The 12,395-nt window shown below is 61.5% G+C and carries 8 protein-coding genes; 2 read left to right on the top strand and 6 right to left on the bottom strand.

The window, feature by feature from the left end; genetic code table 11:
- Positions 1–3 precede the first annotated feature (3 nt).
- The 4 genes from LPJ38_RS19375 to LPJ38_RS19360 all read right to left on the bottom strand — a co-directional run bounded on the left by LPJ38_RS19375 (position 4) and on the right by LPJ38_RS19360 (position 5,684).
- Positions 4–231 carry an MbtH family protein gene (locus tag LPJ38_RS19375; protein WP_145627102.1) on the bottom strand — a complete coding sequence of 76 codons (228 nt, stop codon included), beginning with the start codon at positions 229–231 and terminating at the stop codon, positions 4–6.
- A gap of 376 nt (positions 232–607) precedes the next feature.
- Positions 608–2,992: a TonB-dependent receptor gene (locus LPJ38_RS19370; RefSeq protein WP_145627105.1), complete on the bottom strand. Its 2,385-nt coding sequence runs from the start codon at positions 2,990–2,992 to the stop codon at positions 608–610.
- Between the two features lie 365 nt (positions 2,993–3,357).
- Positions 3,358–4,377 carry a glycoside hydrolase family 5 protein gene (locus LPJ38_RS19365; protein ID WP_167520169.1) on the bottom strand — a complete coding sequence of 340 codons (1,020 nt, stop codon included), beginning with the start codon at positions 4,375–4,377 and terminating at the stop codon, positions 3,358–3,360.
- Positions 4,374–5,684 carry an O-antigen ligase family protein gene (locus LPJ38_RS19360; RefSeq protein WP_145628331.1) on the bottom strand — a complete coding sequence of 437 codons (1,311 nt, stop codon included), beginning with the start codon at positions 5,682–5,684 and terminating at the stop codon, positions 4,374–4,376. Before LPJ38_RS19360 ends, LPJ38_RS19365 begins: the two co-directional genes overlap by 4 nt.
- 228 nt (positions 5,685–5,912) lie before the next feature.
- On the opposite strand from LPJ38_RS19360, the gene LPJ38_RS19355 reads away from it, so the two are divergent.
- Complete coding sequence (locus LPJ38_RS19355; protein ID WP_145627112.1) at positions 5,913–7,049, top strand: GNAT family N-acetyltransferase; 1,137 nt, start codon at positions 5,913–5,915, stop codon at positions 7,047–7,049.
- Positions 7,050–7,078: 29 nt separating this feature from the next.
- Here LPJ38_RS19355 and LPJ38_RS19350 read toward each other — a convergent pair whose 3' ends face one another.
- The gene (locus tag LPJ38_RS19350; RefSeq protein WP_145627115.1) at positions 7,079–8,302 is read right to left on the bottom strand and encodes an FAD-dependent oxidoreductase; all 1,224 of its coding nucleotides are present in this window, start codon (positions 8,300–8,302) and stop codon (positions 7,079–7,081) included.
- A gap of 455 nt (positions 8,303–8,757) precedes the next feature.
- Between LPJ38_RS19350 and LPJ38_RS19345 the strand changes: the two genes are divergently transcribed.
- Positions 8,758–10,104: a lipopolysaccharide biosynthesis protein gene (locus tag LPJ38_RS19345; protein ID WP_145627117.1), complete on the top strand. Its 1,347-nt coding sequence runs from the start codon at positions 8,758–8,760 to the stop codon at positions 10,102–10,104.
- A 43-nt stretch (positions 10,105–10,147) separates the two neighbouring features.
- On the opposite strand, the gene LPJ38_RS19340 is transcribed toward LPJ38_RS19345, so the two are convergent.
- The gene (locus LPJ38_RS19340; protein ID WP_145627120.1) at positions 10,148–12,238 is read right to left on the bottom strand and encodes an exopolysaccharide transport family protein; all 2,091 of its coding nucleotides are present in this window, start codon (positions 12,236–12,238) and stop codon (positions 10,148–10,150) included.
- Between the last annotated feature and the right edge of the window lie 157 nt (positions 12,239–12,395).

The following is a 12,395-nucleotide window of genomic DNA, read 5'->3' as shown; positions in this document are numbered from 1 at the left end:
TGACTACGTCGACTGCCGAGGCGACGCGCCGTCCATGAATTTGCGCAAGCTGAGCGGACGCATGTCGGTCCACACCTGTTCGATGTGGTCGAGACATTCCTTCTTGCTGCCGGTCTTCCCCACTGCCATCCAGCCGGCCGGGATCTCCTTGAACGTCGGCCAGATGGAATATTGCTCTTCGTGATTGACGACGACGGTGAAGGTGACGTCGTCCCTGTCGAACACCATCATGGCTCGGTCCCTCTTCGGAAAGCGAAAGGAGACGTTTGACTAGGTCAGAAGCCGACGAGGGTCAAAGCAATATCGACGCGACTCTTTTTAAGACCTCAAAACTGGCGACGGAGGGAAACAATGCAACCTCCGCGCTTGCGCACCAACACGCAGGAAAATATTGCGATTTCAGAACACGACGCAGGTTGCTGCAATTCTAACTGCGCACGGAGGAACTTTTACGATGCGACTTGATCGCGCGTTTTGGCACGAGCGGTGTTTCATTGTGCTGTCATCAATCGCGACAAATGCAGCTTTGCCGACCGTCGATCAAAGACGAGCCGCCGCGGATGAGATCCGCGGCGGCATGTATCGCAAAAGCCCAGAGACGCTGTGTTCAGAAGTTGAACGTCGTCGACAGAAGGTAAGTGCGCGGGGCACCGAGTGTGAGCACGCTGTTGTAGGCCGCCGCCCAGTACGCCTTGTTGGCAACGTTCTCGATGTTCGCGCGCACCACGATTGGCTTTCCGTTCCAGGGAGACAAGAAGGTGTAGCGGGCGCCTATATCGACACGCGTCCAATCTGGCAACGAGACCAAGTTGGCCGCATCGTAATACTGCGATCCGGTATAGATCACGCGTCCCGTAAGCGTCAGTCCAGGAACGAACCACGTATCCCATTCCGCACCGATATTCGCGCTAACGGTCGGAACGCCGATCGCCACCCTGCCGTCGGTGTTGCTGCCGTTGGCTGCTCTGGGCGTATCGATCTGCCGACCATCGATCAATGTCACACCACCGAGCAGTCGAATCTCAGGGGTGATTTCGCCGAACACGTTGAGCTCGGCGCCGACATTGCGCTGCTTGCCGTTAGGCAACTGGTACTGCAGCCCGCCTATGAAGGTCGAGATGATGCTGCGCTGCTCGATTTTGAAGAAGCTCACAGTCGTCGTAAAACGACCCGTGTCAAACTTCACGCCGCCTTCGACCTGCATGGTCTTGTTTGGTGGGAAGATGTCGTTGCGGTTCTGAAACATCGCGCCTGTTACAACATGAGGCGTCTGAAGGCCTTCGACGTAATTGGCGTACAGCGAAATGTTCTCGACCGGCTTCACAACAAGGGCGTAGGCAGGTGTTATCACGGACGCTTCTTGATAAGGCCTAGTACCTGTGCCCGGGGCGATAAAATTCGTAACTCCGGTGCCTGCCGTCTGGTGGCGCGCACCGATGGTAAACTGAATGCGATTATTCAACATAGACATCGTATCAGCGATGCCGAAGCTTTCAACCTGCGCAGTGGTTCTCTGATTTGCCGCCAGAACATTGAAAACCGGCTGAGCGAGATTGGTCGGCTCGTTGTACAGATTCCAGTAGAGCACACTCTGCGCCGCCGGCAACGGATTGGGCGGGGTCACGACTCGCTGCTGATAGGTTCGATCATTGATCGCATAATTCATGCTGACCGCATGATTGATAGGACCAGCGTCGACATTCGCCCGAAGACCTGCTTCCCCCGCGTATGTCTCGAATCGCTCGCTGCCGGCAAGTGGATTCGATCTCAGGCCGCCGAGCTGGAAGGGACCCGTGTTAGCCCCTGGCACAGCATTGCTGATGATCGGCGAGGGGTACTTATAGTTGATGTTACTGTCGTGATAGCCGAAGGCGCCGTAGGCAGTCAGCCAATCAAAGACGTCAACCTCTCCACGCGCAGTCGTGAAGAAATCCGTCGGTTCGTAGTAAGCCCACGGCACCTGGAAATTGGTTCCAGACTTCGGGGGCGGCGGAAGGATTGGAGAAGCCAAACTGAAGAAGCGCAATGGCGGCTTGAGAACGTCGGCCTGATACCCAATGTCAGCTTCGAATCGTGCGTTCTCGCCCCGATAGTCGAGCCCCAGCACAGCATTGCCGAATTCGTCCCTCTGGCGATTCCAGGGCGTATTGCCGTTCGAATAGGTGCTGTTTAGCCTGACACCCCACTCCTTGTGCTCGCCATAGCGTCGACTGATATCGATATGCTCCCCGAACTGCGATTTCGACGAATATGTCCCGGTAATTCTGGTGATATCGACATCGGGCGCGTGCTTAGTGATGAGATTGATTGTGCCGCCAACCGCGCCGCCACTCGAGGCGCCCGTGCCGCCTATCGTCATGCCGTTGAGCACCGCGCTGGGGCCTTTGAGAACCTCTACTCGCTCGATGAAGTTCGCACCAGTGGAGTAGTAGGGCGCTATCCCCGGAAGGCCATTCAGCGCAAAGTCGCCGCTGTCGAAATAGAATCCGCGGATGAAGAGACTGTCGGCACCACCGCCTGCCGCCTGGACAACGCGAACCGAGGGATCATTCGCCAGGACATCACGGATCGTTCTCGCTTGTTGGTTCTGTATCAACTCAGCCGTGTAGCTCGTCTGGTTGAACGGCGTGTTCATCACGCCGCGATTGCCGAGAAGGCCGAGGCTGCCGCCGGTCGCGACCTGGCCGCCTGCATAGGCGGGCGGCACTGTGCCGACCGTACCGGTCGAAGGTACTACATAGGGAATGGGTGCCGCCTGCCGCGGAGCCGCCGCGGCGACCGATCGCTGTCCGCGCGAGGCGCGCGTCGACTGTGATCTCTGGATCGGCTGACGAACTCTCGGCCTGGGAGCGTCCACGGTCACGGGCGGCAGATTCGTTTGTGCGTAGGCCTGCTGAAAGTCACCTGACGATTCCAGAGACAGCGCAAGATAACTCACCGCTCCCAGCGATAGCGTCCGCACGATTTTTCTGATTGAGAGTTCACGCGTCATTCCAGCACCCCAATTCCCACTCGCAAGCATCCCCGCGCTTCCTAACATACGAGGGTGCTGCGAGAAGGGATTGGGAACTAGAAGTTATCTAAGGTTGTAAGACAAACCGCCGCGACGGGGACAAACGATATCGATATCGAATGATGTTGCTCGATGTTCGAAGGCTTCCAATTCAAATTGTTCTAATCATCGATTCGCCTGCTGCATCTCTGCGACGCTCCCGTCGTTTCGTGCTGAATTTGCGATCCAGACGAACAGGTTGGCCGTCCTCCGCACGAATGTTCCTGAATCGATTTCTGTCAGCACATCGCAGACATCGCGACGCCAGCGGTACGATAGGGTCGTACGGAAACAAAAGCACCCGCTCAGCGCCGCGGCGGAACCAGCGCACGCAGAATATGGGGCTTCCAGGCCTGACGAGCGCTGTCGAAAGCGGCGAAGTCGTGGTCGAACTGCCAATAGGCCCACGACCAGCCGAGCCTGTCGGCGCTCCGCGCCACGAATGACAGGTACCTCAAGCGACTGTCGGATGGCGCGCGTTCATACACCCCGAATTCGCCGAGATAGATCGGCCGCTTCTCCTTGTCCGCCCACAGCCTGACCTTGTTGAAGTCCGAGGCGGCCTTCGCTTCGTCGTCCCGGCTGCCCCAATCCAGCGGCCCGATCCGCGAAAATGTCTGCGACCACGGCGCGCCCTGATGCGTGAACTGTATCGGGGCGTAGTAGTGAAACGTCACGATCAGGTTGCGATCGTCGGCCGGCAGGGCCAGTTGGTCGATGGGGATCTCATCGACATTGAGAACGCCGGCGATGACCGGCCGATCGGGATTGGTGCGGCGGATGATCTCAAGACATTCATTGAGGAGCGTATTCCAGCTGGACGACGTCATTTGTCCGCCGGGCTCGTTCAGCACCTCGAAGACCAGCGCCGGATATCTTCCGGCATAACGCTCGGCGATCTGCCGCCAGAACGCCTTGAGCTTCGGTGCGCATTCGGCAATGTCGCGCTGGCAAATGTGAGTATCGTGCTCGTCGAGAATGGGAATGAGGCCCCGCGCAAGGACTTCATCGATGACGGTGTCGAGCCGCCTGAGAACGATCTCGTCCAGCACGTTCTCCGGGCCCATGAACTTGAACCCAAAGAAATTGATCCTGACGTGCGCGAACCCGGCCTTCTTGATCGTCGTCAAATTGTCGAGGCGGAATGGCGCGTTCCGACCGCCCTCCCAGATTCCGTCATAGCCGAGAATGTTGATGCCGCGTCCCAGTTTCGGGACGCCACGTGAGGCAGCCTGCTCGGCGCCATGGGCACAGACCGTTGATGCAAGGAAAAATGCCGCGGCGAGATTGAGGCCTCGCAGCAAGGCAGCCCGGATGGCGGTCATCTCGCGTCCATCTCCGCAGATTCGAATTCCGGCTCGGGCACGGGCCTGCATGTGGCAAGGAGGAACGCGACCAGGAGGACCGAGGTGAACATCGTCGAGCGAAGAAACGTCGTTTCCGTGAAATTGGTCTGAAAGCTGAGGACGACGAATCCGGTGATGAGCGCGCAGTGCGATCGCTCGATCGATCTCGTCGAGATCAGGTACAGGATCTTGTTCGAGAACAGAAGGACGCTCGCGGCGAACAGCGCATATCCCAGGAACCCGGTTTCCATCAGGATCGTGATGTAGCCGCTGTGATAATTGTCCAGCACCCAGCCGTGGTTCTGCTCGAAATAGTCGTAGATCGACGGCACAGTCCAGAAGCCGTTGATGCCGAAGCCGAGCAGCGGCGCATCATTGAAATGGCTGATGGCGTAGTGCCAGATGAAGGTCCGCTCGGTGAAATCGATCTTCGCGTCGCCGACATGGATCGAGTCATATCCGGTGACGTAGAAATACAAGAACAAGATGCCGGCCAGAATGCACATGACGAACGGCAGGGTTGCATAGACCCTCATGCAGCCGACCGACCACATCGACGTCACGAGCAGTGCACAGGCTGCCAGGGCGACGGCGCCGGCCCCGCGCGATTCCGACGCGAGGACGCACGTCGAGGCCAGGAGGAAGACGACGAGAAAGGCGGGCCAGCCCTGCCCGGTCATCTTGCGATAGCAGGAAAAGAACATCAAATACGCGCCGACGAATCCGAGCGTCTGCTTCGATTCGTAAACACCCTGCCATTGCCCGCTGTGCATCCAGGTCTGGTCGATCCCGATATCGGGGACGGCAAGCGCACAGAAGGTCGACGCGGCGACCAGTATGAAGAGCCCATGGGACGTGGCCCTCACGATGTCGTCGATGCCGATGCGCGTGGCGAGGCAGAATGCCCCGAAGGTCGTCATCGCCAGCGCCGCGCTCTTCATGAGCGCGGCCGCGTTCAGGCTCGACCAGAATACGGATACGACCGCGAAGGTGTAGAATGCGAGCAGCGCGATCAAATCGGGATTGAACTGCAACCGCAGGCGCGGTCGCACGAACGCGCTTGCATAGATCAGGACGCCCCACATCAGCAGCGCCACGGCTTGTTGCACGAAGGTCAGCTCCGGCGGCACAAGCTTGGCGTTGAAGATGCCCATCGACGCCACCACGTTGACGGTGATGGAGCAGCTGATTGCGATTCTGGCGATCTTCTCAACGCCTACGCTGCGCGTCTCCCAGAACGCGCTCTCGAGTGCCCCGGAATCCACCTCGGTCTGCAGGCTGGCCATGAACCGACCTTCCTGAGGTGCAGTTAATAATTCGCTAGCGCGGGCCGATCTTCGGCAATACCCGGCCATCCATGACCGGAGTTTAAGAGTTTGGTAACCATAGGAGATCCGGCGGGATGCATTCATGCAGATCGCACCGCGACGGTATGTCGCTCGTAACGACCCTGCTATAAAGCGCGGATCGAGCTCGATCGAATTTCACGAATTGTCCGGTTTCCTTGGCGACCCATGAACAGACCTAGCAGCACGTTCGATATCGCCATCGAGCAGGCGTTCGACTTTGCGTCCCCGGAATATGCAGAGCTGTTCGACGACTCCGCCGCCACCGCGTTCCAGCATCCGCTCTGGCTGCACAGCCTGTACACCAGGCTGGCGCCTCATGCTGGCGCAACGCCTCTCATTGTCGTAGTCCGCCATCGCAAGACCCATGCGCTTGCGATGGTGCTGCCTCTGCTGCGGATCCGGCGAGGTCCGATACGGACCGTCGAGTTCGCCGACCTCCGCGTCTCCGACTATCTGGCGCCGGTTTGCAGCCCGGAGGTGTTTTCCCAGCTGCTCGACGACAAGAGCGCGTGCGCGGCGCTTCGGCGCCTCCTCCGCCCTTTCGATCTGCTCCGCATGACCAAGCTGCCCAACGGGCGGCTTCCGATCGAGACCCTCCTTGCCGCGCCCCGTCGCATCTCGATGGACACCAATGCCTACGCGACCGTCCTCGTCACGCCGTTCGAGCAATGGCGGGCGAGTGCGATGGATCGCTCCTATCAGAAGGAGCTCGCGAAGAAATATCGGCAGCTCCAGAGGAAGGGCGCGTTGAGCTTCTCCTGCTGCAATGACGGCGCCTCCACACGCGACGCGTTGGAGGTGATGAAGAGATTCCGCGGGCCGCGATTTCAGTCACAGGGCGATGGAGACCTGCTCCAGCGCCCCGAATATTTCGATTTCTATTCCGACGTGGCGCTCCGCGGCGTCGGCCACTTCGTGCGGCTCTACGCCATGAAAATGGACGGCGACGTGATCGCCGCGGTGCTCGGATTGTCGCATCAGGGCAGCTTCCACGTCATCATGAGCGCCTTCGACATCGACGGATACAAGAGCCAATCCCTGGGCGCGCTGATGTTCGAGCAGGTGGCGAGGGATTGCATCGAGCGCGGAGATCAGATGCTCGATTTCACCATAGGTGACGAACCCTACAAGAAGCTGTTCGGCGCGCAGCCGTCGCCGATGTGGGCGGTCACGCAGGCCGGCAGCACTGTGGGCACCGTTGCGCTGTTCGCCCTGAAGCAGGCTCCCTGGCTCAAGCTCGCCGCCAAGCGCATGTCGGAATTCAGGCCCCTGCCGCCCCGCACCTCGACCCCGACGCGCTGACGAGCGCGAGGCGCCGACGACAGCAACGCTCAGGCCCGAAGTGCGCTGCGGACCTGTGCGAGCCAGCCTGGGCGCATCTGATCGACCCGATGGGTGAGACTACGCCGCAGGAAGTGCAGCCGCCGCCGCACGTCCCAGCCGATATCGTCACGTGAGGTCAGGGCCTGGCGGAATCGCGCCATCTTCAGCGATTGCTGGTCTGCCGCGAGCTTGTCGCGATCGGCGTAGAACTCGGAGATCTTCTGCCGGCTCATGCCAGGAGTTGAGAGCCACCGCGGCGCATGTTCGGTGCAAAGACGCTCGACGTCCACCAGCAGGCGCGCGACGCCGGTTCCGGCGGCGGGACAATTGGTCTGGAAGGCATCGCCGATCAGCACGATGCCGGGCTGAAGATGTCCCTCCACGACCGAGAGGTCCATCACCCAGTTCTGGATGCGGTCGATCACGCGGAAATCGCCGAGATAGGTGTGTAGTCCCGGCAGCAGGCGTAGAACCGTCGCTTCCGTGTCGCGGCGCAGCTCGCGCATGATCGGGTCGGTCGGATCGCGGAACATGAACAGATTCGCTCTCATGCCTGAGCGCACGGGAAACAGGCTGAGATAGTCGACGCCGTCCGCCGTGCGCTCGCCGTAGCAGGTCAGCGCCTCGAAATCGAACGGCGCACCGTCGCTGCGGGCAATCGTGAAGCCGAACGAGACCGAATGGCCCGCGGCCAGCAGGCGCCGCCTGATGCCGAGCTTGTAGCCGAGAGCTCCCGCCATGCCCGTGGCGAGAACCACGAGGCGCGCGGTGACATGCCGCCCGGAAGCAAGTTCGAGATGCTGGATGTCGTCGCTCGAGCTGATCGCAGTGACTTCGTCGACGATCAGGCTGGATGGATCGGACAATTGGCTGCGCGCCATGGCGACGAGATCGGCGTACGGAAGCCCGTAGGCTTGACCGACGCTGACATCGACCACCTTGCCCTCCCTGATGTTGAGCACACGATCGTAAGGACAGGCAACGCTCGCGAGCCCACGAATGAAGCCCAGCCTGCGGAACGCGTCCAGCTGCGGGCCTCCGATCTTCTCGACCCGGAACTCGTCCGGATAGACGGCGCGCTTGTCCACCAAGGCGACGCGATGCCCCGCCCGCGCAAGAACGGCCGCCGCCAGCGATCCTGCGAGGCCACCGCCGACGATCGCGATGTCCGTCGCTATCGTCGCGCTCCCGACAGGGTCGATCGAGGCAGTCACGGTTCTCCCCATCGTCATGGTGCAGGCTCCCCCGGTTAATCTGGCCCCATGTGCAATTTCCTCGCCTGATGTCGCATGGAAGGCCCGAACGCGATCACTTCCGCAGATCGAGGTTAATGAACCAGTAGATTGATCTGGACACGAAATCCCGGCACGGACTTTGCTCGGGAGGCTTTGCAAAGTTCAGGCTTTGGCAGATCGGCGGCCATTCCGGCGAGCCGTTCCGCATTCAAGCGGCTGATCGCGCCTGCTTCAGTGGCCGATGCGTGCCGCCGTTCAGTCAAACCGGGCTTTGCTTGATCTGGGACAATGGAGACGGCGATGTACCACCGTGAAGCAATCGACTTGGCCGCGGCCCCGCTTCGGCCAGCTGCATCCTCGACCGCGCATTAACACTCGCGGTCATTCGGCATGCTAGGCTGGCGCCGGTATCGGAGCCTATCTCTTCAGGGGAGACTCACCCCTCAATCCCCATGATCCAATCCATCATTCAGTTCATGCGGCGCGACGTAACGCGCGGTGTCGCCGGGACCATCCTTCTCAAGGTTGGCAGCGGCGCATTTGCGTTTGCGTTGTTCTCGCTTGCGGCGCGGACGATGTCGCCGGATGGGTTCGGCATCTTTGCAACCTGGCTTTCGGTCGCACAGATCGCCTCGGTCGTGGGCCTGGTCGGCCAGGAAGCCCTCCTGGTGCGCTTTCTGAACGAGTATCAGGTGGGAAATCGGCTCGATCTCACCAAGGGTGTCTTGCGGTCGAGTCTGAAGATTTCCTCTATCGCAATGCTGATCGTGATCGGCGCGATCGCGATCGTGGCGAACATCAAGGGCAACGGATGGCTGCTGATCCTCGCCGTGTCCGCTTATACTGCGGTGAATGCAGGGCTGATGCTGGGCAGCCAGGTTGCGCGCTCGCTGGTCAGCATCCTGATGGGGGAAGGAAACAGGGAGTTCTTCTGGCGGGTCGGCGTCGTCCTGTTCCTGCTCGCAATCCTGTTAGGCCATGGCCGGCTCGAACCCGCCGCATTGTTCGCCGTCATGACGATCGCCATGTCGGTCAGCCTCGGCGCACAGATCGTTTCAGTCGCGAAAGCTCTGCCGGATCTCCGCGGCACGACGGCACGGTCCGAGCCGTCGCGCTGGAGATCGAGCGCGCTGCACTTCTGGATCGCGTCCGCCCTTGAGGCCGCGAACCAGTATTTCGACGTCATTCTGGTTTACTGGATGCTGGATCCGGCGACGGCCGGCGTCTATTTCGCCGCCTCACGCCTTGCCAACATCTTCGCCATGCTGTCGGCAGCGCTGTACAGCTTCGGTGCGCGCCGGCTTCCTTCGCTGTATTTCAGCAACAACCATCAGGAGTTCGAGCGGACGCTCAAGCTGATGGCCGAGGTGACCGGGCTTTGCGTGATCAGCGGCCTCTTCCTGATCTGGATTGGCGGCCCCTATCTTCTCAACCTGTTCGGGCCTCATTTCGCCGCGCAGCACTGGGTCCTGATCGTGCTCGCGATCGGAACGGCGATTCAGGCAGCTGGTGGTCCTTCTGCGGCGATATTGCAGCTCACCGGCCACGAGCGCATCTATGTTCCCGTCGTCGCCGCCAATGTGGCGTTGCGGCTGGTCGGATTTGTCGTGCTGATCCCCTGGCTCGGCGTGCTTGGCGCAGCGATCTCCGCCACGGTGTCGCTGGCGCTTGCGACCATCGCGCTCAACGTGCTGTGCCGCCGGCGGTCCGGAGTCGATCCCTCAATTCTCGCGCTGTTGCGCTTTGGCGGATCGAAACGCGGCACCTTTGCAGTCCGCGGCGCCGACACGGGCGATTAGGATCGAGCTCAAACGCCGCAGGAGCGGCGCAGCCGGGTGACCATCAACCGGTCAGGCCGAGCGCTTCACCGCGCCGTTGAGCCGACGACAGATCTGCGGGCACGTGATTGACGACGATCCCGGTCGGCACGTTGCCGAACCGGGAGAGTGCCGCCGTCGCCCTGCGCATGGCGGCTGAATCGATCGCGTCTTCGCGACCGACCAGGACGACCAGATCGGCATGAGCAGCCAGCGCCGCCACCTCCGGCTGCAAGGCAAGCGACGTTGCGTGCACGATGATCAGATCGAACTCCGAACGAATATCGTCCGCGGGCGACGGCTGGGGCAGCCTGCCCGCGCTCAGAAGCTCATCGACGCTGCGGAAATCGGCCGTGGTCGTGCCGTCTGCCGGAGCCATGGCCGTTGCGATCTTGGCACCGCCGAGGTCCGGCTCGACACGGATCAGGACGCTCAGCTTGCCGCTATTCACCGCCCACCGGTTCAGCGACCGCGCGACCGTGTTGCCGCCGGCACGCTTTCCGACCGACATCACGAGAACGACCTTGCCCAGAGAGCCCGGCAATTTCTCCAGCCTGTCGAACAGCGGCAGGAGGTGGGGGCCGAGATCGAGCTCCATCGCGGACACCGGACCTTGCCAGATGTTTCGCGGCGCTTCGGCGGGCACGAGGTCAGGAATGCGCGCCCACACGGGCGGACGCGACCAGGCTCCTGCTTGGCGCGGAGCCGGCTCGGGATCGCGCGCATCAGGAGCCGATTTGTCCGGCCCGCGTCCCGTTGCGGCGACGACCGCGGTCGATGCCAACAGCGAACCCATCGCGAGCGCGGCCAGCAGCAGAGGCAGCGGCGGAAGAGTCGAGCGAAGCGGCGGAATAGCCGGCGAGGCGACCTTGGTCTGAGAGCTCTGCAGCAGGCGCTGCTCGTTCGTCGTCTTGGACCGCGACAGGAATTGCTCGTAGATGTTCCTGTTGGCCTCGGCGTCGCGCTGCAGCTCCTGGAGCTTCACCAGGGCCTGACCATCGACGAGGAGCTGCGATTCAGCCGCCTTCATCTGGCTTTCGAGCGCCTTCTGCTGATCGCGCTGGGCCTCGTATTCCGATTTTGCGGTGTCGATGCCCTTCTTCCGCTCGACCTCGATCTGTCTGTTGAGGTCGTTCAGCTGCCCGTACGACATCACGAGATCGGGATGGCGATCGCCGAGCACCGCCCGCTTCTGCGCGATCTGGTCGTTGAGCGCCGATCGCTGGGCCCGCAGCGCGCTGAGCAGATCCTGCTTGACGGGACTCTCGACATTCGCCTTCACGTCGCGCTGTGCCTGCTCGTAGCGGGCCTTCGCCTCTTCGGTTCGGGCGCGCGCAGCGGCCACCTGCTGCGACAGCTCGGTCACCCGCAATTGCTGGGTCGTGGCATCCTTGCCGGCGTTGACGATCCTGTGCTCGAGCTTGAACGCGGCGACGGCGTCCTCCGACGCCTTCAGCCGGTCGCTCAAGGTCTTGAGCCGGCCGCCGAGCCAGTCCGCGGCCTCGTCGGTCGCTTCGCTGCGAATACGGCTCTGTCTGGCGACGAACGCCTCGGCAATGGCGTTGGCGTAGTAAGCGGCCCGCTCCGACCGGTTCGAGGTGAACCGGAAGGCGATGACATAGGTCAGCCCACGACGGGAAATGTCGAGGCGGTTGCGGAAGCGCTCGAGCAGGCGCGCAGGATCGGTGTATCCGCCGGAAAGGTCCGGATCATCGCGGACCTTGAGCTCTTCGATCAGCGGCTTGAGAAATCCGTCGGACTTCGCCACTTCGACCAGGCTCTGCAGCGCGGCGCTGTCCTGTCCGATGCCCGGCAGGACGTCCTGCTCCGTCGTTATGCGCTGCTCGCGCGGATCGACGACGACCAGTGCCGTCGCGGCATAGCGAGTGGGGATCACCAGCAGAACGACCGCACCGAATGCGAAGATCGCGAGAGCGAGCGTCAATATCCGCCGGGCATTTTCGCGAAGGAAGGCGAGCGAAGCGCTCACAGTAAGCACGCCGCGAGCGCGGGCGGCTGTCCTGCCGGCCGCACCGTTCGACGAATTCCGGTCCCACGACGCGGCGAGGCCGGTCGATCCGGAACTTGTCGGGTCTGCGCGGCGACCGAACGTCATGGACTTTACTCGGATTCAACTGGCGAACACTGTTCAGTGGCCTGCTCCACCGTAAATATCTATGGTTAATCCGGGGTTACCCATCCCTCGCGCGACGATGATCAATTGGTTAACGCGCTCGCTTCGCTGGCTTTGGAAACCACCAGGATTCTCCGGC

The sequence above is a fragment of the Bradyrhizobium daqingense genome (genome assembly GCF_021044685.1).
In the GTDB taxonomy this organism is placed as follows: domain Bacteria; phylum Pseudomonadota; class Alphaproteobacteria; order Rhizobiales; family Xanthobacteraceae; genus Bradyrhizobium; species Bradyrhizobium daqingense.
The sequence above is the reverse complement of the archived record's forward strand: the minus strand, read 5'-3'. Positions and strand labels throughout refer to the sequence as shown.